Below are 26,198 nucleotides of genomic sequence, written 5' to 3'. Positions count from 1 at the left end.
AATAATATTCTGTCGTGTTGTATATATCTACTAAAGCACGTTAAGTACCTGCTCTTTTATTTTCTCTAATTCATCTTTCATCTTCACTACTATCTTCTGCATCTCAGCATGGTTAGATTTAGATCCCATAGTATTGATCTCACGCCCCATCTCCTGACCAATAAATCCAAGCTTACGACCATTTGCTTCTGACCCCTCTATTGTTTCGATAAAGTAATCAAGGTGTTTACTTAGACGTACTTTCTCCTCTGTGATATCCATCTTCTCTAGATAATAGATTACTTCTTGCTCATATCTATTCTCATCTATATTCAGTTGAAGCTCCACTAGATTAGCACGTAGTCTCTCTTTTACAGTTACAATACGTTCTTTATCTAACTCAGACACCTCATCCATATACTTGCGGATATTACCGATACGCAGTCTAAAGTCTTTTTCTAATGATGCTCCTTCACTAGCACGAAACTCCTTCATATTAGCGATCGCCTCAGTGATAACCTTCTCAATCTCTTTCCACTCGTTCTCGTCTAGTTCAGCGCGTTCTACTTTTAAAGCATCAGGCATACGAACAGCCATTTTCATCAACTCTGTCGTATCAGCATCAGCGATGATGTCTTTCATCTGATTAATATATGCCATCACGATAGGCCCGTTGATCTTATTAGAAGTCTCCTCAGCTGTTATCTCACTATATAATGAGAAGTCAACTTTACCACGCTCTAATTCAGATGCTATAAGGTTACGAAGTGGTAATTCTTTCTCTCTATAAGTCGATGGTAGTCTGACATTTAGATCTAAGCTTTTACTATTAAGCGATTTTACTTCTACTGTGATTTTCTTTGTTGGTAATTGCAAACATGCTTTACCAAATCCTGTCATCGATTGTATCATATATTAAAAAAAATAATAGCTACAAAGGTATGAAAATCATTACTAACTAGCTTATAAATAGCACAAAATACTGACTACGATGGGGATATTTATAATCATTCACAACTTTAGTAGAATTTAAGTTAGCCCTCTAGTAAAAGAGAATGCAAGGAATCAAAGAATAATTGGTAAAAAATTTAAGTACTCAAAAAATACCTAATACTAGTTCACATCAATAGGGGGAAAGCATTATCTTAATAAAAAAACTAGATATGGGATCAAATAGCTCAAGCAGCAATTCCTAATGAATTAATACACAAATAACAGGTTTTTTTCACACCTATATCTTCTATAAATACAGAAAAATGTTCTATATAGGAGTAACAAATAACTTACAAAGAAGAGTATACGAGCATATAAACAAAACAAACACTTCATGTTTTACTGCAAAATACAATGTTATAGAACTAATATATTATGAACAGTCAATCTATATAAATAACGCTATCACACGTGATAAGGAACTAAAAGGGTGGAAAAAAGATAAAAAGATAGCCTTAATAAAAACTATAAATCCATATTTAAAAACTATTTTCTTGTAATAAAATCGCCATATTTATTTGATGCTATTGTCACCCTGACGGCAAGGAAGTGTCACTTTATATTAAATATAGTGCTTGCTAGAATTGCTCGTGAGACCCTTCGTTCCTCAGGGTGACAAACTAAATGGATATTGTATCAAAAATACTCTACACACAACTATTAAAGCACATATCTAATGCTATTATTTCATAAAGATAAGAAGTCACACAATAAATCTGTACTTTTGTAGCTCTATTATCATTTCTATCTCATTAGAAATCAAAGACCTTAACCCTTGTAAGGACTATAGATTGTATCACCTATCTCAAAAAAAATAAACCACCTTTTTTTTATTACCTTTTCCTACCTACGAAGTTGCTATGTGGCTTTGTATGAAAGTATATTGATACCATCGTGTGTGCATAATGACTCCATTAAAAAGCTCGTTTTAATGGAGTCACTATGGACTCACTCGAACCAAAACTGCATAAAAATGCCTATTTTCCCCTATTAACGTCTGATCTGATTTTTTTTAAATATTAGCCTCGAAGATTGGCCTAAAAAACTGTATTAAACACTAATGTTCAACACTTTACAAATATAAGTATTAAATTCTAACCTTTTAATACACCCTTATATTTTTTCTAAATTAAGATAAAGAAACAACATATTCTTAAGCGTTTTAAACTATATAGACAGAACAAAATGTCTAATAGCTCAAAAAAACAAAGAGAGCCCATAAGCTCTCTTTTGTATTTTATACTCCTACTATAATTCGTTTCATCGCCTAAATAGGAGATAACCAAAACAACCATAACTATGAACTACGCCTTCTAAGTCCTTATTTAGACCACCACAATCTACAAAGTCAGCAATAGTTTAGTAACTGCGATGAAACTATGTGAATTAAATTCCTTTCTTAAAACAAACAACCTAACCTAAACCTTATGTTTTAATTTAATTCCCAAACACTTAAAACTTTTTCTTTCTTTTCTTTTTATAAAGGAATTATAGCAATTCTTCCCTTTCGTTTTCAATATTAAGACAACAAACATCACATTTGGTCACACTCGAATTCAAAAAAAAAAGAAACAAATCACATAACATTTTGTTTTTAAGCTACTTAGTTATTAAAAAAAAGCTAAGACACAATGTGCCTTAGCTCAAAACATTAAATAAAAACCTAATTATTTGATTCTTGAAAATCAACTTAGTTTACTTACACAAAACTTAAACTTTAAGGCTACCTAAAGTCATTCGTTTACTTTTATAGAACCGGCGAAGTATTGGTTCAATTATATGTCAAAACAAGTATCTATATTAACCTGTATTATTTTTCTACTTTATAAGTAAGCTGTACTAATCCTGATTCAAAAGCACTAGAATCTAATAACACTAATCTTTGCTCAGGAGAACCCTCCTCAAATAATCGTATCCCAGCTCCTAACATCACAGGTATAACAGATAAAATGATCTTATCTATCAGCTTATCTGTTAATAATTGATTTGCTAATTGTGCTCCCCCGTCACAGAATATATCTTTCCCTTCCTTGGCTTTAAGATTAGCTACTAATTCTTTTAAATCACCATTATAGAATATTACATTTCCTTCACTAGGCAAATCCTGTCGCGTCATCACATACGTTTCCGTATCCGCATGATGAAATCCCTGTCCTTGCTTAACTACCCAGTCATAAGTGCGTCGACCTATTAATACAGTATCTATACTATCTGTAAATGTGGTATACCCATAATCCTCTCCTTCTATCTGCACTGCATCTAAGAAACTCAAATCATCTCCTGGCTTAGCAATGTATCCATCTAAACTACACGAAATATATAAAACTACCTCTCTCATAAAACATCGCTTTAGAAGATCTAAAGTCGTTATTTTAATCCCACTACTCACATAAACTTACTCTAAACGGTAAAAAAGCCTTCTGAAACGTCAGTATCAGCTATTAATGACAATAACTAATGTCAAACTGAAACAAAAAAAGAGTCAGCGGTATACTGACTCTTCTCTATTTATTTATTCTTTACTTGTTCCATAGCAGCTTCTACTACTTTCTTACTATTCCCAACATAAATATTACCATCGACAAACATTACTGGGCGGTTTAGAAAAGTGTACTGCTCTAGAATAAGCTTTCTATAGTCCTCTTCTTGAAGATTCTTATCCTTTAGCCCTTCGCTTTTATAGAGTTGAGCACGTTTATTAAATAGTTTTTCATAACTACCTACTACCGCGTACATCTCTTCCAACTGAGCATCGGTTACTGGATTCTTCTTGATTTCTTGTAATTCAAATGTATCGAGTTCTGGCATTTCACCTAGAATACGCTTACATGTACTACAAGTACTTAAATAATATATCTTTCTCATGTTATACATCTTTTACAGTGATGATGTGTACAGGACACACTTTTTCTGCCTGCTCACAGCTGTCTAAGATAGTATAATCTGATGATTTCAGCGTGTGAAACCCCTTGTTATTGACAGATTTTAATAAAACTGTCTTTCCATCCTTCTTAGACATTTGGAACTGCAGAGGAGCTACCTCAACACAATAATTACACCCGATACACTTATCTCGCTGTAAAGTAACTATAACCATTATGCTTCCACTATTTTATATAGTTTATCTGATAGGCGAACTCTAAATGGAAGTTTAATAGTGCAGTCATCCCCTTTAGTTGCTTTCTCGACTTTTTGCTCGTTTGCAAATAGCTCTTCCACTACTAACTCTTGGGCACCAGTACTTGGTCCAGTGATAAGAATTCTATCCCCAACCTTAATATCATAAGCTTCAATTTTAAACTCTCCGATAGACGCTTTTTGGAAATAATGAGCAGCTTTACCTACATATACTTTCTTTTGAGTAGCATTACTTCCGGGATTATCACTCCACTCACCAAGTTTCTGTCCTAAGTAATATCCGCTCCAGAAACCGCGATTATATACCGTCTCTAGTGCTTTCATCCACTCAACTACTTTTTCTTGAGAATAGGTTCCATCTGCTACAGCATCTATAGCTTCACGGTAAGTGCGAATCACAGTAGCTACATACTCAGGGGCTCTACCTCTACCTTCGATCTTTAATACTTTAGTGCCTGCCTCAATCACTTGATCTAAAAAGTCTAACGTACACAAATCCTTAGGAGACATCATATACTCGTTATCTATCTCTATCTCAAAACCTGTTTCTTGATCGATAACCGTATATTTCTTACGGCAGTTTTGCTTACACGCTCCTCTGTTAGCAGAAGAGTTATGAGAATGTAGACTTAGATAACATTTACCTGATACAGCCATACACAATGCGCCGTGACCGAATATTTCTATCTCGATAAGATTACCTGATGGTCCTTTTACTTGTTCGCGTTCGATACCTTCAGTGATCATTTTCACTTGGCGTAAGCTTAGCTCACGAGAAAGCACGATCGTATCAGCGAATAAGCTATAAAACTTAACAGTTTCAATGTTCGTCACATTAAGTTGAGTAGAGATATGCACTTCTAATCCAATAGCTCTTGCCGAAGCAATAACTGCCTGATCAGATGCAATAACTGCAGTAAGCCCTGCTTCTTTTGCTTTGTTTAACAATGTCTTTACCACTGATAAATCGTGGTCATAAATGATAGTGTTTAACGTCAAATAAGTACGTACATTCTTCTCTTTACATCGTCTAGCAATTTCCTCTAAGTCATCTATAGAGAAGTTCACTGTTGAACGTGCGCGCATATTTAATTGGTCTACTCCGAAATATACTGAGTCTGCACCGTTATCTAATGCTGCCTGTAAAGACTCGAAGTTACCTGCAGGAGCCATAAGCTCTACTCTTCCTGAAACTGTCATATTCTTTATCTATTCTGTTATTTTAAACAATTGGTCATTCTTACGAATACGGAATTCTACTTCCATAGTCATTTTATCTCCATTATTAGCTGTGCTAACTTCCACACCATTCACCATCATCTTCTCTATAGTTAGACGTTCATCTCCTGTCGTAGGCCCTACGATAGCGATTTTATCCCCTATATTTAACTCCTTGTCTACAATAAACTGTGCTACACTAGCTTTAGTAAAGTAGTGTTGTGCTGAACCAATAAGTACTTTGCGTTCCACTTGTTTCTTGCGAATCTGTGTTACTGCGCTAACTTTAACCGCTTTAATCTCATCGAATATATTGCGTTCCTTTTGGAACTCAAGATTCTCTGAACGACCTTTTTTAAAGATAAGATTACCCTTCTGAACACCTTGACGCAAGCGCTTTTGTTCGTCTTCTGGTAATTGAATAATATCTAAACATGGGTCTGAACAGCATCCGTGCATTTTCTCAGCACACTCATCACATTGAATAAACAATAGATGACATGCTTCATTCGCACAGTTCACATGTGTATCACATGGCTTACCACATTGGTGGCAATTAGAGATAATATCATCTGTAATACGCTCTCCTAGACGGTGGTCAAACACGAAGTTCTTACCGATGAATTTACTTTCCAGTCCTTCTGCTTTTACCTGACGTGTGTATTCAATGATACCTCCTTCTAGTTGGTACACATTCTTAAACCCGTGATGTCTAAAGTAAGCTGATGCCTTCTCACAGCGGATACCACCTGTACAGTACATCAGTAAGTTCTTCTCTTCCTTAATGTTCTCTAGTTGGTCTTTAATGATAGGTAATGATTCTCTGAAAGTATCCACATCTGGTGTGATCGCACCTACGAAATGTCCCACTTCACTCTCATAGTGATTACGGAAATCAACTACTACAGTGTTTGGATCTTCTAATAATGAATTAAATTCTTTTGCCTTTAAGTGAATTCCCTTATTTGTAACATCGAATGTGTCGTCATTCAGACCATCTGCTACAATCTTATTTCTAACTTTAACTGTTAGTTTTAAGAAAGACAAATCATCTTGTTCAACGGCAACATTCAGACGAATACCTTTCATAAAGTCATATTGCTCTAGCGTATCTCTAAATGCATCAAATTGTGATGCAGGTACAGACATTTGTGCATTAATACCTTCATGTGCTACATAAGTACGTCCTAAAGCGTCTAATGCATCCCATGCTAGGAATAACTCGTCTCTAAATTGTTGTGGGTTTTCTATTTTGGCGTACGCATAGAAAGACAAAGTCAAACGGTTCTCTCCCGCTTGCTCGATAAGATCTGCTCTCTCTTCTGCGCTTAATGTGTTATACAGTTGCATGCTATAAACTTTTAAGTGTAGATTATTATATGTTTGAAACCCTAAATGGAAGAATTTCGCTGCAAAGATAATATTTTGAACTACAATAGAGGTTTTAATAGAATAAAATTTACATAAATAACTAACTATCAAAACATTCAATCTCTTTTTTAGAACCTCAACTTCTATTTTACTTCAGATTATGCATTAGCCAAATACTACTTGAATAATATTTAAAAAGAATATTATTCAAGTTTATCATTGAACTTAACTGATTCTTTTTCTAACCTCCCATATATCCCTATAAATAGCCATTTTAATAAATTTTCAGACCATAAACAATAATAAATCAAATATTTATACAGATATTTGATTAAAATAAAACTTAAAAAAATGGATAACAAAACTTTATCAATCGTATCATACATCACGATAATCGGATGGTTAGTAGCCTATTTTATAGGAAAGGAAAAAGCAGATGACTTATTAAAATATCACTTAAGACAATCATTAGGAATAATGCTGATCTCTATCGTCCTAAATGTTGCACTTGTCATTGTTATTTCTATTATACCTTCATTATATTTCTTAGCATACATTGGATACGCTATTATGTTATTCTGGATTATTGGTATTATTAATGCAGCAAATGAAAAACAACAACCATTACCAGTTATAGGAGAGTGGGCTGATAAAACATTTACTTTTATTAAATAAATATTTTGAATATAGAGTCAAGTGAACTACTTGCTATGTCAAATAGACTATAAATAACAAAAGCTACCCTTATCAGGTAGCTTTTATATGTGTATTACTGTAGTATTATTGCTTAATATACTCTTCAACTACGCCCTCTACATCTAACGTTAATACATGATCCTCTATTGCGTAAAAAGGAAACACGCCTATCTCTGTTGATACGGCTCCATCACCTTCCAAAACTAATGTATTGTCTACTACTTTCCATTTTTTAAATGACATAGTGACTTTATCATCAACATTAACCACAGTACCGTCTTCCTTTAGTTGAAAATCAGGTAGAACATAATTTTTATTGCCTTCTGGTAATCTCCATGTACCAACAAGCTTAGAAATATTGTCAACCACTGGAGTAGTCTGCTCTGTTGCTATTACAGTATTTTCTTCCACAACAGGAGCTTCAGTTTGATTTTTACAAGAAGCGATAGCGATAGCTACAAAAGCTAAAGCAAGAACTGTTTGTTTCATTTGTACTTAAAAAATCTAAATTAGACTATTTTTTAGTGAATGAATCTTTTGACTCACCATTCACTAGGTTTAATGTTTTACCATCAACTACCTCAAATTGGTATGACACAGTATCTACACTAGATGTACCATTACCAATGCTCTCTTGTTCTAAGAACAATTTATCTCCTTCTACCCACCACTTATTTGTTTTAAGTGTAGCCATATTAATAGAAGTAGCTGTTCCGTCTTCTTTTAATTCGAATCCTTGTACTTCTTTATCATTAATAGGATTTGGTTGAGTCCAAGAAGCAACTAATATTGTAGTGTCCACAGCTTCAGGTGCTGTAGTCTCTTCTACTACTTCAGTAGTTGTTGTTTCTTCAGATACAGGAGCTTCAGTTTGTTGTTTACAAGAAGCGAAAGTAATAGCTACTAATGCAATAGCTAAAGTCATTTTTGTTAATTTCATAGCGATATAAATCTTTAATTTTGATAGACCAAATGTATATCACTAGAGTGTGAAAATTTCATTTTAAGAATAATTTAACTCCACGAACAACAAGCAGAAATACAATTAATTACAAATAGACTTTCTCACTACAATTCGTTTTTTAGTTAAATAATGACAAGAGGTTTTCCAAAATATTCTTACAAAGTATTACAAGATCCCAAAAGAATAATACAACTATATTAAATAGCAATTAACTTCATCCATCTAAAACCAAAAAATCCCTACAATTAAACACATTATAAGGATCTTCTTTATTCCATCATTATGGTTTCATTTTATAATCTGTAAAGACCTTGCCTTTCATAATCTTATTTAACTTTGCAGCTATAAGTTTCTTTGTGAAAGTGCTTAGACGGTCTGTAAATAACACACCTCTTGTATGATCATACTCATGCTGAATAATACGTGCTGACGTTCCGTAAAATGTCTTTGTATGCGGATTAAAATCACGATCTAAATACTCTATAGTAATAGACCATGGGCGAGTCACACGTTTAAAGATATCAGGAATACTCAAACATCCTTCTAATTCATCCCAAGTCTCATCAGACTTACCGATGATACGCGCGTTAATAAACGTCTCACGCATTCCCATATCCCCCTCAACAAAGTTAGCTTCACGTTCATCATCCTCAGCATTTTCATACATCACTATACTATCCACTACGAATAATTGTTTTACCTCTCCTATTTGCGGAGCTGCTAACCCACATCCATAAGCTCCTTCCATTGTCTCCCACATACTATCTATAAGAGCACCTAACTCTGCTGTATTCTTCTCTATAGGCTCACAGTCAACGGTAAGCTTCTTATTACCATATGCTAATATTGCTAATTTCATTATTGTCTTATTTAACTACAAAGGTCGATATAAGATAGAAAACACACAATAAACTCAGCCTAAATAATTTACCTTACTTCAATGTTATTAAACAAACCTATCAACCAACAGTATTGCTATAAATTATATCATAGCAAAGGAGACTACTCCGCCTGCTATAATTCATAGCATAATACCTTAACACTCTTGGACTGTAATTATTTTATATTACTTTTACATCAGTAAGAATCTAATTTTTAAAAAAATGAGTGCAGATAAAGAAGCAAAATTAAAAGCGTTACAACTTACACTTGATAAGTTAGACAAAACTTATGGTAAAGGAACTGTGATGAAGTTAGGTGATACAGCAGTAGAAGAAGTAGAGGTTATCTCTTCTGGTTCTCTTGGTATTGACCTTGCGTTAGGTGTAGGAGGGTTTCCTAGAGGAAGAATCATAGAGATCTATGGTCCTGAATCATCTGGTAAAACGACTTTAACGTTACACGCTATTGCAGAAGCTCAAAAAGCAGGTGGTATTGCTGCCTTCATTGATGCGGAGCACGCGTTTGACCGTTTTTATGCACAAAAATTAGGCGTAGATATTGACAATTTAATTATATCTCAACCAGACAATGGTGAGCAAGCTTTAGAGATTGCTGAGAACTTAATCCGTTCAGGTGCTATCGACTTAGTTGTAGTCGATTCTGTTGCTGCCTTGACTCCTAAGAGTGAGATCGAAGGGGAAATGGGTGACTCTAAAATGGGACTTCACGCTCGTTTAATGTCTCAAGCATTGAGAAAACTTACTTCTACAATTAGTAAAACAAACTGTACTGTATTCTTCATTAACCAACTTCGTGATAAGATTGGTGTTATGTTTGGTAACCCTGAGACGACTACTGGTGGTAACGCATTGAAGTTCTATGCTTCTGTTCGTTTAGATATCCGTAGATCAACTCAAATCAAAGATGGTGAGAACGTAATCGGTAACAGAACGAAAGTGAAGATCGTTAAGAATAAAGTAGCTCCACCTTTCCGTACTGCAGAGTTTGACATTATGTATGGTGAAGGTATATCTAAAGTAGGTGAAGTATTAGATATGGCTGTTGACTATGAAATCGTAAAGAAAAGCGGTTCTTGGTTTAGCTACGGTGATACTAAATTAGGGCAAGGACGTGATGCTGTTAAATCAGTAATCAAAGACAACCCTGAGTTAATGGAAGAACTTGAACAACTTATCAAGGAAGTCATTAAATCTAAAGAAGCATAATATATTCTATCCTTATACGTAGCCCTCTAATAACGAAAGTTGTTAGGGGGTTTTTTATATATTACTTTATAAACTCGGCTAATTGGGCATATCGTCCCATCAAGGCTACAATATAAATAATCCCTATAACATATAATATTGAACCATGTTTATCATCACTATCTGGTCTAAATAGCAATAGATATAGAATAGCCCCTATAGCCATCCCAAATAGAGTAAAAACGGCTAACATCGATGCTTCCCACTGATCTTGTTGATTATAAACTTGAACTGCTAATAGATAAGGAATCGTTAGAAGTATAATTCTAGCAACAAGCTTCACAAAGAAATTATCAAAAAACGTCATCATTATAAGTTCAATACGTTATAAATTTTATCTAATAAATCATTCACAAAAATAACGTTAACAAGTTACTAATATTATTCTACACAAACGCCTTTTATATAAAACTCTATTCTTACTAGCCAACATAAGCGGAATCCCTTATTTTTGTACTTACAAAAACATAATACAAAACATGAGATTACGCTTATTAGCATTACTGCTAACGATTACAACTTTAATTAGCTGTGATGACCCATTTAAGAGACAAGACTTTTATCTTTCTAACCCTACTGATAAAGAGATTTCAGTATCTATAGATGGTAAGAAATATACACTAGCTCCTAATACTTTCGAAGTATTAAAGCTAGATAATGGAAACCATGAATTAGAATACAACGGTCAAAAAAATAAGTTTAACGTATTAAAACAAAACACTGGGGGTATCATTAACCCTACCTTAGAACCTCACTACATCTACTCTATGGTGTACGCAACAGAGGGTAACTTTGACAAATTTGGTTCTACTAATAGAGAAGTTAATATCGACGGAGTGACGTATACTGATAATATCAAATCTACTAATGCATTGTTTATCGATAATAACCTATACAGATGCTCCTATTATCTAGGAGAAGAATATCCTGAAGAACTAACTACGAGCAACAAAAATGCGGTAGGTAACTTCTATAATAAGTTCTTTACTAAAGCGGAGTTCGTAGCGTTCTACGATGAAGATATGCCTGCAGAACACAAGGGATATTACGCACAAAACAAAATAGATAATGGCGAGTGCACCATCACTGAACCCAATACTGTAGAATTAAAACTACCAGCTATAGATAACCAAGAAATGCTTAGCTCATATAAGAAAGAGATGGAACTACTAGCTGAGTTCCGCACTTCTACTGATGCAGGCAAACAAAAGGATATCCAAAAAGAACTATTTGACCTAGCGATGAGTCGCTCAAAAATAGACATCAATTACAGCAAATATACCACTGAACAAAACCAATCTATGAACGACTTTGTTCTTGCGAGTGGTAGAATATCAGGTGCTGGAATCATTGTCCTTTAATACCCATAAACCATATATAACTAAAAAAGCGGTGAAGTACTCTGTACCTCATCGCTTTTTGCATTACTTATTCTTGTATTCCTCTTCCCAAGCCAACACTGGCTTATAAAGTAAGTCGAATGTACTATCTTTTAACTCTTTTCTCTCTGTCATAGTCAATCCTGTAGTCACTATAGGTGCATAGATCCTCACAGGCACTACTCCTGGATGTCCAATCCCCCAGACGAACGGAAAGTAATGTCTCAACCTTCCGAATGCTAATGGAGCTATGGGTATCTGATGATCTATTGCTAGTCTATATGCACCGTCTTTAAAGCTATCTAAAATGATACTTCTATCATCTGTCACTCCTCCTTCCGGAAAGATACAAATACTAAGTCCTCTACTTAGACGTTCTTGTGCGCTGTCAAAAACTCGCTTTTTACTTGCAGCATCTTTTCTATCTACTAAAATACAAGTGCGTTTATAGAAATATCCAAATACCGGTATCTTCGCTAACTCTGCCTTCCCAACGAATACAAATGGATTATCCTTCACTAAGATCAACATCATCATAACATCTAACATTGACGTGTGATTAGCAATAAACATATAGCTTCGTCCTTTCTCTAATGGATGCTCTTCTTCGATATGATACCTCATCCCAATACCATAAAAAGTAAGGATAGCCCATAGACGTGCAACTTTAAAAAATGTGGGATAAGTCTTCTCTGATTGTATTGTACACAACAACACAGGAGACAAAATCACAATCACAATCACCATCCACACATAAAACCACAACCGCCAAAGTGAACTAAAAAACACGCGTATTACCTTCATCTTACTGACTTATATTCTTTCTTTTGTTAACCTCAAAAATACACAATTCTCACGCCTAATAAGCATATTGCCAATAAAAACAAGGCAACTAAAATCTAATTCCCTTATCTTTGTTCTTTTAAATTAATTAATATCACGCAATGGCTAAAATTCTAACAGGAGTTCAGAGTACAGGAACTCCACACTTAGGAAATCTTTTAGGTGCTATTCTACCAGCAGTAGAAATGGCGAACAAAAAAGAAAATGAGTCTTTTATATTTATTGCGAACTTGCACTCTGCAACGCAAATTAAAGACGCAAAAACTTTACAAGAAAACACCTATAGCGTTGCGGCTACTTGGCTTGCTTGTGGTATAGACATTAGTCATGTAACTTTTTACCGCCAGTCAGATGTACCGCAAACAACTGAACTTACTTGGTACCTTAGTTGCTTCTTCCCATTCCAACGCCTTACTTTAGCACATTCATTTAAGGATAAAGCAGATGTGTTAGCAGATGTTAATGCTGGTTTATTCTCTTACCCGATGTTGATGGCTGCAGATATATTGCTATACGATGCAGAATTTGTACCTGTAGGGAAAGACCAATTACAGCACTTAGAAATCACTCGTGATGTAGCCTCTCGTTTTAACCACCAAATGGGTGAAACATTTGTATTACCTGAAGCAAAAATCCAAGAGGATGTAATGGTAGTACCTGGTACTGATGGAAACAAGATGAGTAAGTCTAGACACAATACGATCAACATATTTCAAACGGATAAAGTATTGAGAAAAGAAGTGATGGGTATAGAGACAGATAGTACACCACTAGAAGATCCTAAAAATCCTGATACTTGTAACGTATTCACTATGTATAAGCTACTAGCTACTCCAGAACAAACCGAGCAACTGAGAGCAAAATACTTAGGAGGAAACTACGGTTACGGACACGCAAAACAAGAATTATACGAACTTATCGTGGAGAAATTTAAAGATATCCGCGAGAAGTACGAATACTATATCAATAACTTAGAAGAAGTAGACCGCCTATTAGGTATCGGAGCTGATAAAGCTTCTGTTATTGCTACAAGAACATTAAATAAAGTAAGAGAAAAGCTAGGATACGGTACGAAGTAACCAATCTTATTATTTACAAAACCAAAAAGCCTCATACAGTCGTATGGGGCTTTTTACTAAATTACCTCTAGCGAATCAACTCAAAATACTTCCCAGGTAACGGTCTTACCAGCCCTAACATTTCAAGATTCAAAAGAATACTGCTTACCTTATAAATAGGGAGAGAACTACTCAATGCTATAATATCTAATAACTCACATTCACTCTTACTTAAAAAATCAACTATTAGTTGCTCTTCTGGGTTGAGATCTAAGAACAGCTGCGGTTGAATAACTTTAGGAGTTTTCACAGTACTATCCCAATTCAGTGTCTCTATAATGTCATTAGCAGAAGCCAGTAGTTGCGCTCTGTTTTTTTTTATCACATTATTACAACCTTCACTCATGATATCACCAACTCTACCAGGCACAGCAAATACATCTCGATTATAATCATTCGCAAATGTTATAGTACTCATAGAGCCACCTTTAATCGCACTCTCAATTACAATAGTTGCCTGAGTCATTCCAGCGACTATTCTATTTCGTTGAATAAAATTCTCTCTATCTACCTTGCTATTTATCCAAAACTCAGATAGACATCCACCGCCATTCTCATCTATCTTACGTGCTATAGAAGTATGTACATCAGGATAAATACGATTAAGACCATGTCCTAATACAGCATAAGTATCCAGACCATGCTCTAATGCTGCTAAATGAGCTGCTACCTCTACCCCATACACTAATCCACTTATTATAACAGGATTATAGGGTTTAAGATCTTTAATTAATTCACAACAAATATCTATACCACGTTTACTAGGATTTCGAGTTCCTATAAAGCTTATCATTTTTCTATTGACAAAATTGAAATTAGGTGTAGTACTAAATAATAAAATAGGCCCGTCATCGCACTCCTTTAAAAGCATAGGATATGCCTCTTCTTGATAACTATAACAAAATAGATTATAGGCATCAATATAATTCAACTCCTTCTCTGCTCTTTTTAGAACCTCCTTATTCTGTAGATTTTTCCATATAACCCTCCTATACGATGAACTGTTAAAATGTCTTTTTCTTTAGCCAAAAAAACATTCTTAGCTGACCCAAAATATTCTAATAATCTCTTTGCTGTAATTGGGCCTACTCCAGATGTACTTTGTAGGGCTAACATATATAACAAATTCTCTTTTTCCATAACACTTGAATTGCTAATCTATATAACTTTTTGTACCTTCCCTTAAGAGCATCAAAAACCTATCCAGCAATAGTCCAATCCCTTATAATCTTTCAATTCTTTTAGAAATAGACCTCACTTGACTTAAAAAAATTAGGAGATATTAAAAATAATTGTGAATATTCTTTTGATTGAGTTATTGTTTAATGTAATTTTGTCCTTATGAAGATCGAAAAATACATATCAGCGTTACTATATAGATACCAGTGTGTTATCATACCAGGTTTCGGGGCATTGCTAACAGAAATAAAGTCATCTTACTACAGTGAGGAGAAGCTTTGCTTCTTCCCTCCACAGAAGAGTCTTTCTTTCAATGTTAATATAAAGCACAATGATGGTTTGTTAGCTAATCACATTGCTACAGAAGAGAGTATTTCTTATGATGAAGCAGTTCTTCTAATCAAAACTGAAGTTAATCGATGGAATCTAGAGTTAACTAATATTGGTAGACTAAGTCTAACTAGTATTGGAGTATTCCAATCTAATAATGAAGGAAACCTAGTATTCGAGCCAATAATTAACAGCAATTATCTAACGACATCTTTCGGTCTGTCTACAGTAGATGCTAATATGATCACTCGTACGCCTATCGTTCCTCTTATAGAAACTGTAGCAGTACCTGTAGCAAAGAAAAACAAGGTATTTACTTACTTAAAATATGCAGCTGTCATTGCTATATTCGCTAGCACAGCTAGTGTATTAGTAAACAACGGATATGAAGCATACTTAAATGATCAATCATATATCGTAGAAAAAAATGTACAGGCTAAAGTACAAGGCAAAATACAACAAGCTACTTTTATAATAGAACCTGCTGCTACTACTATATCTATTCCTGTGAAAGAAGAAGTAATAGAAGAAGCTCCTGTGATAAATAACACGCCTTACCACATTATAGCATGCGCATTTAGAGCCGAACGCACTTCTGAAGCTGAAGCACTTAAACTAAGACAAAAAGGGTTTGAAAATGCTGTAGCCTTACCTCGTACTAAATATGGTGTATATCCTGTATCGTATGGAGGCCATGCAACTCAAAATCAAGCACAAACTGAAATGAGAAAAATCCATAACACGATTAATATTGATGCTTGGATTTTAGTACAATAAATAGTTAAACATGAGTCCTGAACTTTAAAAGTTCGGGATTTTTTGTTTAATGTCTCTATATTTGTCGAAAATATTCACAATGGAAGCAAAACTAGTATCTGAATCAGCAACTTTAATGACTGACTTGGTTCTACCAGGAGAAACTAACCCTCTAAACAATATGTTCGGTGGAGAGCTTTTAGCTCGTATGGACAGAGCTGCTGGTATCGCTGCCAGAAGACACTCACGTAGAGTATGTGTTACAGCATCCGTTAACCACGTAGCTTTTAACAGACCAATTCCCCTAGGTAGTGTAGTGACTGTAGAGGCTAAGATATCACGTTCATTTAATTCGTCTATGGAAGTATATTTAGACGTATGGATTGAAGATAGAGAATCTGGAATCAAAAAGAAAGCAAATGAAGCTATCTATACATTCGTAGCAGTAGATGACACAGGACATCCTGTTTCTATCCCAGAACTAATCCCAGAAACTGACTTAGAAAAAGAAAGATATATCGGTGCTTTAAGACGTAAACAACTGAGTTTAGTCATAGCTGGTAAAATGAAACCAACAGATGCAACAGAGCTTAAAGCTCTATTTAATGATTAATACATTATGAAAAAATTATTATCACTACTAGTAGTAGCGTTTTTCGCATTACAGACAGCGAATATATTTGCATGGGGTACTACAGGACATAGAGTAGTAGCCGAATTAGCTGAAAGAAACCTTAGCAAAAAAGCAAAGAAACAACTTAAAGAAATCATTGGTAATCAACAATTAGCATATTGGGCAAATTGGCCAGATTTTTTAAAGTCTGATCCTACTTGGAAGTTTTCAGATAGCTGGCATTATATCAACTTACCTGGTGATCTAGACAGAGCTGCTTTTGATAAAGAATTAGCAAACTCTACAGATGCCAACTTGTATAAAAGAGCCCTTGTCTTAATTGAAGAATTAAAAGACAAGAACCTTCCATTAGCAAAGAAACAAGAGAACTTATATTTTCTAATTCACATTATTGGTGATGCACACCAGCCTTTACACATAGGTAGAGCTGATGACTTAGGTGGAAATAGAGTAAAATTAGAATGGTTTAGAAAATCAACTAACTTACACAGTATTTGGGACTCTTCATTAGTAGATTTTGACAAATATAGTTATACAGAATATGCTACAGTATTAGATGTACATGGTAAAGCTTATAATCAAAAGCTAACAGCTGGTACATTAGAAGACTGGATCTTCGATTCATATACGATGGCTAACAAAATCTATAATAGTGTACAACCAGAAGAATCATTAAGCTACCGTTATCACTTTGATCAGAAAGATAATATAGAAGCACAATTGCTAAAAGGAGGATTAAGACTTGCTGAAGTTCTAAACGACATCTTCAAATAATCCGATTTTTATCACATATATCAAAGGGAAAGTACACTGTGCTTTCCCTTTTTTCTTTCCCTTAGTCAACATCCCCCTCCTATCTCAACCCATTGGCATCCCTCTTAAAACAATTTATTGTAGTTTGAAGCTATAAATTCAACTTCAAAACAAAAAATAGCAACAAAGAATACTACTTGCTACACCCTATTTTTTTTACTTCCTTTTTTAAATATCTTCGGCAAAATAACTATAAAAAGCAAAATAGCATACCTATGGAACTATCTCTTTGGGGTTATATCCTTTTTATATTTCCATAAAGTGGCTAAAAGACATTTTTTTTAATTTTATTTTTATAGATAAAAAAACATAATTATCTGACTTGTAACAAAATAACTAAAAAAACACTTGGTAGACTAATATCACAAACACAGCTTAACGCTAGTAAACACAGGCACTAGTTGCCTTTAGTAGGACAATTCTTGGATAATACTTGGGTAATAAGGCCTTATGCCCAACAATACCCCTCTTATCCTTCTGTCATGCTTCAGCTAAAGGTCATCAATTATAAATATAGTTTCTAGTCAACGCTGTTGTATTTGAGTTTCAAACAAACAATCTCTTTATCTGATATACTCATCCCTTAAAAAACCATAGATATCTCCATTTAAACAATGAATGAATAGAAAAGACACAAATAGTACTTCCCGCTAAAAAAAGGCAACAATAGTCCTTAAACCCAGAATCAGCGTTAACCAAATGCTACAAAGTAATTCTACTTTATGACTCTTTCATTAGCTTCTCAACCATACTATAGTATGCTTTTGTCACTAATTCAGACCTATTTTGTATAATTGCTTTTCATTTATCTGCCTATCATTTATTCTAGGTTAAACAAGAACTCTCGATTAGGTAACTAAAAAAAGAGAAGACATTATTCTATACTTGAATAATGTCTTCTCTTTTTTATTATTGGAAGGATAAAGCACTTTATAAAAGTGCCCAAATAGCTAAGTATATTGTACTACGCTATGTTATATTATCTGCTATAACTTGATCTCGATGAAGATGAAGAAGATGAGCTACCACTACTTCCTCTGCTATATCCTCCTGAGGAACTACTACCTCCAGACGATCTGCTGTAGCTACTACCTGAACTACTAGGGTATGAACTACTTCCACCACTGTAACTAGATCTAGATGACGAGCTACTGCTAGGATAAGACGAGCTACTAGATGATCTGCCATAAGAACTACTAGAACTACTCGGATATGACGAACTACCTGAGCTATAACTAGATCTTGAGTAAGATGAGTTATTAGAAGTGCTCGGTGTAGATGTACTTCCACTGCTATAGCTACCTCTTGAATAAGATGAGTTATTTGCGTTAGAACTTGCACTATTACTAGATGATGAACCATCACCAGTATAGCTACCTCTAGAATAGCTACTTCTACTTGATCCACTTGTATTATTATCTCTGCTATAAGAAGAATTACTGTTGTCGCTCGCGCTATTTCCTCTACTATAGCTACTGCGAGAACTATTATCAGTATAAGCAGCTCGGCCATTAGTAGAACTAGAATAGCTATCACGAGAATAACTACTACGCGAACTAGTATTACCTCTTGAGCTAGTTAAATCATTGCGGTTATAGAAACTATCCTCTCCATATCTCGTTCTAAATGATTGGTTTGGATTTTGGCGTTCATAAGAATCCTGTCTCACATCATAATGCATACGTTGAGCCCTTGTACTATAACGGTTATTAGAATAATAATAATTATTATAATGATTAATCTGGATGTTAACGTGACTCATATAACGATCTGTAGCATATGGAGAATAACCATAATAATAATCAGGGTAATAATTCCATCCCCAAGAAGAGCTATATGGTCTATAGTTATTAGTCCAAAATAGAGTAAACATAGGAGGTCTACTGATATATACTGGCTCATAAATATAATTAGGCCCATATAAGTATGAGTTACCGACTACTTGCATTAGCACTACATTCTGTCTGCTATCTTTTTCTAATTCTATAGTTGCAACATCTTGGAATAAATCTTTTCCTAACACAGCCTGTATTACTACAAGATGTGTTCTCCCCTCCACTAATTCCACAACTCGTAGATAATCTACATACCCATCTCTATTTAAATCAAGGTTATTAATGCGTAGATTAGGGTCATTTAACCTAAACTCAAAGTCTGCAAGATCTTTAGATTCACCGAAGATTGAGGCTACTGCCTGAAGGTCTAAGTTGTCGCTAATGTCATAGCTATTAGCGGTTACGACTGCTCGCTGTCCAAAACTTAGTGTCGTGAATAGCGTCAGAAGTATAAGTGATATATAATGTATTTTCTTCATTTCAATTAATTGTAAGAGGTTATCTGTCTTTTATAATGGCAATAAACGTACCATAACAATCTATAGCAAGGTACTGAAAAACAAGAAGTAAAACATTCTTGATATCATAAAAAACGCAAATGTTTTCATAATATTTGTTCATTTAAAGGTATTGATAACAAATTAATAAACAGTTATTTACTGTATATTCTCATTTAGTCTGACAATTTTATTAATTTTGTAGTATAATATAAGTTTATATGATTGAAAGAGAAGAAATAAATTTTGAACGTTCTGTAATCGTAGGAATCATTACACAAAATCAAGATGAGTCGAAACTTAAAGAGTATCTAGATGAGCTAGAGTTTTTGACATTTACAGCAGGAGGAGAAGTATATAAGCGCTTTACACAAAAGATGGATAAGCCAAATCCTAAGACCTTCGTAGGTACGGGGAAAATGGAAGAAATCCATAGTTACATTGTAGAGAACGATATTCATACGGTAATATTCGATGATGAGTTGACACCAGCTCAACAAAAAAATATTTCTAGAGAATTAGATTGTAAGGTATTAGACCGTACAAACTTAATCCTAGATATCTTCGCTCAAAGAGCACAGACTTCATATGCACGTACGCAAGTGGAGTTAGCACAGTTCCAATATTTACTACCTAGACTATCAGGTATGTGGACTCACTTAGAGAGACAGCGTGGAGGTATTGGTATGAGAGGACCTGGAGAGACAGAGATCGAAACGGATAGACGTATCGTACGCGACCGTATCACTTTACTTAGAGAGAAACTAAAGGTTATCGATAAACAGATGGCTTCTCAACGTGGAAATCGAGGAGCAATGGTACGTGTAGCACTAGTAGGATATACTAACGTAGGTAAATCTACCCTAATGAATGCTGTGGGTAAGAGTGAAGTATTTGTTGAGAATAAACTATTCGCAACATTAGATACTACAGTGCGTAAGATCGTAATTGGTAACTTGCCATTCTTATTATCAGATACGGTAGGATTTATCCGCAAGCTACCTACTCAATTAGTTGAGTCATTTAAAAGTACACTTGACGAGGTAAGAGAGGCAGATTTACTGTTACACATAGTGGATATCTCACATCACGATTTTGAAGAGCATATCGAATCTGTAAATGAGATCCTAAAGGATATCAAGAGTGACGACAAGCCAACAATCATGGTCTTTAATAAGATCGATGCTTATAAAGCGGAGACTATAGAAGAAGATGATTTAATGACAGAGCGTACTTCTAAACACTATACAATAGAAGAGTGGAAGAAAACGTGGATGAGTAAAGTGGGAGAAGAGAACACCATATTTATCTCTGCTACAGAGAAGGAAAACTTCGAAGAATTTAGAAAGAAAATATACGAGACGGTACGTCAAATACACGTTACGCGCTTCCCGTATAACAACTTTTTATTCCCCGATTATGAACATTTAATGGAGCCTTCGGAAGAAGAATAGAATATTTGTTCATAAAATAAATTAACAAAATAACTGTATGTAATAATATTTTTCTATTTTTACAGTATTGCTAAAAAGCTGATTATATGTATCTATCAATGAATAATAATTTCTCTAATAATAATTTGAATCGTATCTACGACTCGAAGAGGAATCCTATTGGCATTGATTTAAGTTAATTATATATTATTTCATTATCCGTTTAAAGGCTCCTCTCTGAGGAGCCTTTTTTTATTTTAAAACATTTTCAAAAACAAAAAATCATGAGCAAAAAAGAAATTTTACAGACAGAAAAATCCATTGCCTTAGTGAAAGCACAATTCTCTAAAAGCCTATGTGATGCACTTAACTTATTCCCAATTTCATCACCAATGATCGTAAATGAGGGGACTGGTATTAACGATGACTTAAACGGGATAGAGCGTCCAGTGTCATTCCCTGTAAAATTTCTAAATAACAATCGTGGTGTAGTGGTTCACTCTTTGGCAAAATGGAAAAGAATCAGACTACAAGAACTAGAACTAGATGCTCACGAAGGTATCCTAACAGATATGAAAGCATTGCGTCCTGATGAAGACAGTAGCCCTATCCACTCTATCTATGTTGACCAATGGGACTGGGAATTAAGAATAGAAAAAACAGATAGAACACTTAGTTACCTAAAGAATATAGTACGTCAAATCTACCAAGCCTTATTAGATACAGAAGAGCAAGTGTACAAAGATCAAGGAATAGAACCTATCTTACCAAAAAAGTTGTCATTTATTCACTCTGAGCAATTATTACAGTTATACCCTACTCTATCTCCAAAAGAAAGAGAACACGCCATAGCGAAGGATTATGGAGCTGTATTTATCATCGGTATCGGAGGTAAACTATCGAATGGCGAGGCGCATGATAGCAGATCTGCTGATTATGATGACTGGACTACAGCTACAGAAGAAGGTTACAAAGGATTAAATGGAGATTTACTAGTATGGAACCCAGTACATGAGAAGTCTCTAGAACTATCTTCAATGGGAATAAGAGTAGATAAAGAAGCATTAGAACACCAGTTAGATTTAGCTGGTGCATCAGATAAGAAAACACTGTTATATCACAGCTTATTGCTAGCAGAAAAGTTACCTCTATGCATCGGTGGTGGATTAGGACAATCAAGAATCTGTATGTTCCTATTGCGCAAAAGACACATAGGTGAAGTACAAGCAAGTATCTGGCCTGAGGATGTAAGAAAACAAACAGAATTAGAAGGAATCAATCTACTATAAACAAGAAAAGCTCGGTGATATCACCGAGCTTTCTTATTATATCTTTGGCACTAATTAGAAATTATAATTAACTCCTACACCAATCATTTCTCTAATTTGGAAACCTTGGAATGCAAGATCATCATAGATAGTTTGGAATGTGAAGTTAGTAGAAAGATATTTATTAATCTTCATTACTACATTCAATTGGTAATCTACAACTACGTTCTCAGGTTTCTTTAAGTAGTTAGAATATAAGTTTAAGATATTCTCAACAGATACATTCTCCATAACATCGAATTTATAGTATCCATTAATAGACATCCCCAGTTGGTACTTCATTGATTTACCTTGTTCAACACCAAAAGCATCACCTAATTCAGTAAAATGGTTGTGAACAAAAATAAGACGTGAAGTAGCAGGTGCAATATTCACTTTTAAATTATCACTCTTCTTCCATAACATACCAGGTCCAATTTGTAAATAAGCAGGAGACATAAAGTGCGAATTATACTCTCCCTCTTTACTAACTCCTCTATCAAATTGAGTCTTAAAGTTTACAAAAGCAGAATAGAACCAATTCCCTTGTGCTTTTTTACCTAATAATGAATTGAACTCAAATCTATCGTCAGTTTTCTTCTGATCTTGACCTTGTAATTTAGTCAATCCATAACTTCCTAAAACTTTGTTGTCCCAATTCCAATCACCTTCTTTGTAATTAAAATCATAGTTCACCTTAATGTTTCCAGAGATATTATTATCTCCACCAGCTTGCCAGTTAGAAAAACTAGACTGATTAAGCAAAAAAGTAAAGTTTCCAGCCTTTGTCCATGGACTAGCCATTTCAGGTGTAGTAGTTGCTTCAGTTTCCTGAGCATGAGTCGAATACACCGCTAATACAGTAAATAATCCTACTAAAAGTTTTTTCATAATGTTAAAATTTTAATCAAAAATAATAACAATGAGTTAAATTCGCAAAAAATGAACTACTTTTTAGACGAACGTTTATAAACTGGCACTGCAGAGCACGCTTCACCGAACATTACTGAACGCGCGTGATTCATCATTAATTGTGTAGCTAAAACATAAGCTTCATCAGGAATTTCCTTCTTTGAGCACCCTTTAATAATAACAGGCAAATCTTCATATTGCGAATAATCTAATGCAAATAATAACTCTTGATAAATAGATTTTTCTAAATGAGCTTTATCTCCAAGAAAAATACGTTCAGCCACAGGTTGTAAATGACTTGTCAATAACATGTATGCCCATCCCGGCAAGATAGCATCTGTCGAACAAAAAAGTCCCACATAAGCTCCTTTATAAACAGTCCAATCAACCTCTTTAAGAGCGGTTCTATACTCCTTTTCTCTTAATACAAAACCTTCATATAACCACTGCGCAATATCAATATCCATACGAGGATTAGCAGGATATAAATCCTCTAAATCAAAAACTTTCAAAGCGCTATTCGCTACTTTATTTACGATTTCTCCTTCCATACTTATAGCATACCAAGCTCTAACTTTGCTTCTTCACTCATTAAGTCCTTTGTCCAAGAAGGATCAAAAGTCAATTCAATTTCAACTCCTTTAACATTGTCTATAGAACGAACCTTTTCTTCTACTTCCATAGGTAAAGTTTCTGCTACAGGACAGTTAGGTGAAGTTAGTGTCATCAATATCTTCACATCGTGACTCTCATTTACGAATACATCATAAATAAGTCCTAACTCATATATATCAACTGGAATCTCAGGGTCATAAATAGTCTTAAGTACCTTAACTATATTCTCTCCTAATTGTTGTACATCTATTTCTTCCATACTATGTTTTATTATTGTTGTTTAGCTTCAAAAGCTAAAGCGTACATTTTAATTTGTTTTATCATTGACACTAATCCATTAGCTCTTGTCGGTGATAGGTGCTCTTTCAAACCAATCTCATCGATAAAAGACATATCAGCCTTCAAAATATCTTCCGCTTTCTGTCCAGAGAATACACGAATCAAAATAGCAATAATCCCTTTCGTTAGAATAGCATCACTATTTGCTGTAAAGAATATTTTATCTTCTTTTAATTCTGCGTATAACCAAACTTGCGATTGACATCCTTTAATTAGGTTTTGTTCTACCTGATACTGAGGATCAATTAGAGGAAGGGACTTCCCTAATTCTATAATATACTCATAACGCTGCATCCAATCGTCGAACATTGAAAAATCGTCAACTATCTCTTCTTGAATTTCTTTAATTGTCATATCGTAATATTTTTTTTAATTTAAGCTAACATCATTTGTGCTTTCTTCACTGCCTCTACTAACACATCTATTTCTTCTTTCGTATTATAGAAAGCAAAAGAAGCTCTGATTGTACCTGGTATTCCGAAGAAATCCATAATCGGTTGAGTACAGTGATGACCTGTGCGTACAGCTACACCAAGCTTATCTACAATCACTCCAACATCATAAGGGTGTATTCCCTCAAGATTAAAAGAAATTACAGATGTCTTCTCTTTCGCTGTACCGTATATCTTAAGTCCTTCGATCTCAAGTAAACACTTCGTTCCATACTCAAGTAACTCATGCTCATAGGCTTCAATATTCTCAAACCCTAACTCATTTAAGTAGTCTAAAGCAACTCCTAATACAATACCGCCAGCGATATTCGGAGTACCTGCTTCAAACTTATGAGGTAAACATGCATACGTAGTTTTCTCAAACGTAACTGTCTTGATCATTTCTCCACCACCTTGATAAGGAGGTAATTTATTTAACCACTCCTCTTTACCATAAAGAATACCAGTACCAGTAGGTCCACACACTTTATGTCCAGAAAACACATAAAAATCACAGTCTAAATCCTGAACATCAGGTCTAACATGTGGAGTAGCTTGAGCCCCATCTATTAGAACAGCAGCTCCTACTTTATGCGCTTTCTCAATAATCTCTTTAATAGGGTTGATTGTTCCCAGTGCATTTGAAATATGATTCACAGCAACCACTTTAGTATTCGATGTTAATAACTTATCGAATTCTGCCATAATCAAATCTCCATCAAGATTCATAGGAATCACTTTAAGAGTAGCCCCAGAACGCTCACATGCAAACTGCCAAGGTACTATATTAGAGTGATGCTCTAAAGCTGATATAAGTATCTCATCACCCGCTTTTAACATCGTTCCGAAACCATTCGCTACAAGGTTAATACCAAAAGTAGTACCTGCTGTAAACAGTACTTCATAATCATACTTAGCATTAAGATGTCTTTGTACCTTTTTACGAGACTCTTCATACGCATCTGTTGCCAATTGGCTTAATGTATGTACTCCTCTATGTATGTTTGCGTTGATAGTTTCGTAGTAATGAATAATAGCATCCTCTACTACTTTAGGTTTCTGTGCAGTAGCAGCATTGTCAAAATAAACTAACGGTTTCCCATTTACTGATTGGGTAAGGATAGGAAAATCCTTACGTATCGCCTTTATATCTAACATATTACTTTTCATTTAATTAAAAATCCTTTATTCGCTCTAGCGCTAATAAAATATAATAGCAAAGATACGCATTAGTATACTTTAGCCTACTAAATAATAATTTAAAATTAATC

Annotated in this window: 28 protein-coding genes; 10 read left to right on the top strand and 18 right to left on the bottom strand. The window is 34.6% G+C overall.

Translation table 11 applies throughout. The features are described from left to right. Positions 1-30 precede the first annotated feature (30 nt). Positions 31-879 (bottom strand): YicC/YloC family endoribonuclease, encoded by an 849-nt coding sequence (locus tag LNQ81_RS05825; RefSeq protein WP_229949249.1) that lies wholly within the window; start codon positions 877-879, stop codon positions 31-33. A gap of 299 nt (positions 880-1,178) precedes the next feature. On the opposite strand from LNQ81_RS05825, the gene LNQ81_RS05820 reads away from it, so the two are divergent. Then, positions 1,179-1,472 carry a GIY-YIG nuclease family protein gene (locus LNQ81_RS05820; protein ID WP_336245912.1) on the top strand — a complete coding sequence of 98 codons (294 nt, stop codon included), beginning with the start codon at positions 1,179-1,181 and terminating at the stop codon, positions 1,470-1,472. Positions 1,473-2,782: 1,310 nt separating this feature from the next. On the opposite strand, the gene LNQ81_RS05815 is transcribed toward LNQ81_RS05820, so the two are convergent. The 5 genes from LNQ81_RS05815 to trhO form a co-directional block, all read right to left on the bottom strand. Next, positions 2,783-3,310, bottom strand: coding sequence for a dihydrofolate reductase family protein (locus tag LNQ81_RS05815; protein ID WP_229945214.1), 528 nt, complete (start codon positions 3,308-3,310; stop codon positions 2,783-2,785). 170 nt (positions 3,311-3,480) lie between these two features. Next, positions 3,481-3,837, bottom strand: a complete 357-nt coding sequence (locus LNQ81_RS05810) for an arsenate reductase family protein (RefSeq protein ID WP_229945213.1) — start codon at positions 3,835-3,837, stop codon at positions 3,481-3,483. A 1-nt stretch (position 3,838) separates the two neighbouring features. After that, the gene (locus LNQ81_RS05805) at positions 3,839-4,069 is read right to left on the bottom strand and encodes a ferredoxin (protein WP_229945212.1); all 231 of its coding nucleotides are present in this window, start codon (positions 4,067-4,069) and stop codon (positions 3,839-3,841) included. Next, on the bottom strand, positions 4,069-5,310 hold the full coding sequence (locus tag LNQ81_RS05800) for a peptidase U32 family protein (protein ID WP_229945211.1): 1,242 nt from the start codon (positions 5,308-5,310) through the stop codon (positions 4,069-4,071). The genes LNQ81_RS05805 and LNQ81_RS05800 overlap by 1 nt, the downstream gene beginning before the upstream one ends. A 9-nt stretch (positions 5,311-5,319) precedes the next feature. After that, entirely contained in the window at positions 5,320-6,678 is a 1,359-nt protein-coding gene (gene trhO / locus LNQ81_RS05795) for an oxygen-dependent tRNA uridine(34) hydroxylase TrhO (RefSeq protein WP_229945210.1), read from the bottom strand. A gap of 372 nt (positions 6,679-7,050) precedes the next feature. On the opposite strand from trhO, the gene LNQ81_RS05790 reads away from it, so the two are divergent. Further along, positions 7,051-7,374, top strand: coding sequence for a DUF4870 domain-containing protein (locus LNQ81_RS05790; protein WP_229945209.1), 324 nt, complete (start codon positions 7,051-7,053; stop codon positions 7,372-7,374). 105 nt (positions 7,375-7,479) lie between these two features. Here the strand turns inward: LNQ81_RS05790 and LNQ81_RS05785 are convergent, their stop codons facing one another. From LNQ81_RS05785 to def, 3 genes are all read right to left on the bottom strand, one after another. Continuing rightward, on the bottom strand, positions 7,480-7,884 hold the full coding sequence (locus LNQ81_RS05785; protein ID WP_229945208.1) for a lipocalin family protein: 405 nt from the start codon (positions 7,882-7,884) through the stop codon (positions 7,480-7,482). A 25-nt stretch (positions 7,885-7,909) separates the two neighbouring features. After that, on the bottom strand, positions 7,910-8,335 hold the full coding sequence (locus LNQ81_RS05780; protein WP_229945207.1) for a lipocalin-like domain-containing protein: 426 nt from the start codon (positions 8,333-8,335) through the stop codon (positions 7,910-7,912). A 304-nt stretch (positions 8,336-8,639) separates the two neighbouring features. After that, the gene (gene def, locus LNQ81_RS05775; protein ID WP_229945206.1) at positions 8,640-9,218 is read right to left on the bottom strand and encodes a peptide deformylase; all 579 of its coding nucleotides are present in this window, start codon (positions 9,216-9,218) and stop codon (positions 8,640-8,642) included. Between the two features lie 244 nt (positions 9,219-9,462). Here def and recA point away from each other — a divergent pair, with 244 nt between their 5' ends. Next, on the top strand, positions 9,463-10,467 hold the full coding sequence (gene recA / locus LNQ81_RS05770; RefSeq protein WP_229945205.1) for a recombinase RecA: 1,005 nt from the start codon (positions 9,463-9,465) through the stop codon (positions 10,465-10,467). A 61-nt stretch (positions 10,468-10,528) separates the two neighbouring features. Here the strand turns inward: recA and LNQ81_RS05765 are convergent, their stop codons facing one another. After that, positions 10,529-10,816, bottom strand: coding sequence for a hypothetical protein (locus LNQ81_RS05765; protein WP_229945204.1), 288 nt, complete (start codon positions 10,814-10,816; stop codon positions 10,529-10,531). A 169-nt stretch (positions 10,817-10,985) separates the two neighbouring features. Between LNQ81_RS05765 and LNQ81_RS05760 the strand changes: the two genes are divergently transcribed. Further along, complete coding sequence (locus tag LNQ81_RS05760; protein ID WP_229945203.1) at positions 10,986-11,867, top strand: hypothetical protein; 882 nt, start codon at positions 10,986-10,988, stop codon at positions 11,865-11,867. 63 nt (positions 11,868-11,930) lie between these two features. On the opposite strand, the gene LNQ81_RS05755 is transcribed toward LNQ81_RS05760, so the two are convergent. Further along, entirely contained in the window at positions 11,931-12,689 is a 759-nt protein-coding gene (locus tag LNQ81_RS05755) for a lysophospholipid acyltransferase family protein (protein WP_229945202.1), read from the bottom strand. 140 nt (positions 12,690-12,829) lie between these two features. On the opposite strand from LNQ81_RS05755, the gene trpS reads away from it, so the two are divergent. Next, positions 12,830-13,807 (top strand): tryptophan--tRNA ligase, encoded by a 978-nt coding sequence (gene trpS, locus LNQ81_RS05750; RefSeq protein ID WP_229945201.1) that lies wholly within the window; start codon positions 12,830-12,832, stop codon positions 13,805-13,807. A 67-nt stretch (positions 13,808-13,874) separates the two neighbouring features. Here the strand turns inward: trpS and LNQ81_RS05745 are convergent, their stop codons facing one another. After that, entirely contained in the window at positions 13,875-14,777 is a 903-nt protein-coding gene (locus LNQ81_RS05745; protein ID WP_472850262.1) for a DNA-processing protein DprA, read from the bottom strand. 410 nt (positions 14,778-15,187) lie between these two features. Here LNQ81_RS05745 and LNQ81_RS05740 point away from each other — a divergent pair, with 410 nt between their 5' ends. The 3 genes from LNQ81_RS05740 (at position 15,188) to LNQ81_RS05730 (ending at position 17,519) form a co-directional block, all read left to right on the top strand. Continuing rightward, the gene (locus LNQ81_RS05740; protein WP_229945200.1) at positions 15,188-16,132 is read left to right on the top strand and encodes an HU domain-containing protein; all 945 of its coding nucleotides are present in this window, start codon (positions 15,188-15,190) and stop codon (positions 16,130-16,132) included. Positions 16,133-16,211: 79 nt separating this feature from the next. Then, complete coding sequence (locus tag LNQ81_RS05735; RefSeq protein ID WP_229945199.1) at positions 16,212-16,724, top strand: acyl-CoA thioesterase; 513 nt, start codon at positions 16,212-16,214, stop codon at positions 16,722-16,724. A 6-nt stretch (positions 16,725-16,730) separates the two neighbouring features. Then, positions 16,731-17,519, top strand: coding sequence for a S1/P1 nuclease (locus LNQ81_RS05730; protein WP_229945198.1), 789 nt, complete (start codon positions 16,731-16,733; stop codon positions 17,517-17,519). Between the two features lie 1,018 nt (positions 17,520-18,537). On the opposite strand, the gene LNQ81_RS05725 is transcribed toward LNQ81_RS05730, so the two are convergent. After that, entirely contained in the window at positions 18,538-19,872 is a 1,335-nt protein-coding gene (locus LNQ81_RS05725; protein WP_229945197.1) for a hypothetical protein, read from the bottom strand. A gap of 239 nt (positions 19,873-20,111) precedes the next feature. On the opposite strand from LNQ81_RS05725, the gene hflX reads away from it, so the two are divergent. Continuing rightward, positions 20,112-21,344: a GTPase HflX gene (gene hflX / locus LNQ81_RS05720; protein ID WP_229945196.1), complete on the top strand. Its 1,233-nt coding sequence runs from the start codon at positions 20,112-20,114 to the stop codon at positions 21,342-21,344. 263 nt (positions 21,345-21,607) lie between these two features. Beyond that, positions 21,608-22,612, top strand: coding sequence for an aspartate--ammonia ligase (gene asnA / locus LNQ81_RS05715; protein WP_229945195.1), 1,005 nt, complete (start codon positions 21,608-21,610; stop codon positions 22,610-22,612). Between the two features lie 54 nt (positions 22,613-22,666). Here asnA and LNQ81_RS05710 read toward each other — a convergent pair whose 3' ends face one another. The 5 genes from LNQ81_RS05710 to LNQ81_RS05690 are packed head-to-tail and all read right to left on the bottom strand — an operon-like array spanning position 22,667 to position 26,085. Next, positions 22,667-23,521, bottom strand: a complete 855-nt coding sequence (locus LNQ81_RS05710; protein WP_229945194.1) for a DUF3078 domain-containing protein — start codon at positions 23,519-23,521, stop codon at positions 22,667-22,669. A gap of 56 nt (positions 23,522-23,577) precedes the next feature. Further along, positions 23,578-24,093 carry a DUF2480 family protein gene (locus LNQ81_RS05705; protein ID WP_229945193.1) on the bottom strand — a complete coding sequence of 172 codons (516 nt, stop codon included), beginning with the start codon at positions 24,091-24,093 and terminating at the stop codon, positions 23,578-23,580. A 2-nt stretch (positions 24,094-24,095) separates the two neighbouring features. Next, on the bottom strand, positions 24,096-24,416 hold the full coding sequence (locus tag LNQ81_RS05700; protein ID WP_229945192.1) for an iron-sulfur cluster assembly protein: 321 nt from the start codon (positions 24,414-24,416) through the stop codon (positions 24,096-24,098). Between the two features lie 11 nt (positions 24,417-24,427). Continuing rightward, positions 24,428-24,850 carry a SufE family protein gene (locus tag LNQ81_RS05695; RefSeq protein ID WP_229945191.1) on the bottom strand — a complete coding sequence of 141 codons (423 nt, stop codon included), beginning with the start codon at positions 24,848-24,850 and terminating at the stop codon, positions 24,428-24,430. 20 nt (positions 24,851-24,870) lie between these two features. Next, positions 24,871-26,085, bottom strand: a complete 1,215-nt coding sequence (locus tag LNQ81_RS05690; RefSeq protein ID WP_229945190.1) for an aminotransferase class V-fold PLP-dependent enzyme — start codon at positions 26,083-26,085, stop codon at positions 24,871-24,873. Positions 26,086-26,198: the final 113 nt, after the last annotated feature.

Source organism: Myroides oncorhynchi (genome assembly GCF_020905415.1).
GTDB lineage: Bacteria > Bacteroidota > Bacteroidia > Flavobacteriales > Flavobacteriaceae > Flavobacterium > Flavobacterium oncorhynchi_A.
The sequence above is the reverse complement of the archived record's forward strand: the minus strand, read 5'-3'. Positions and strand labels throughout refer to the sequence as shown.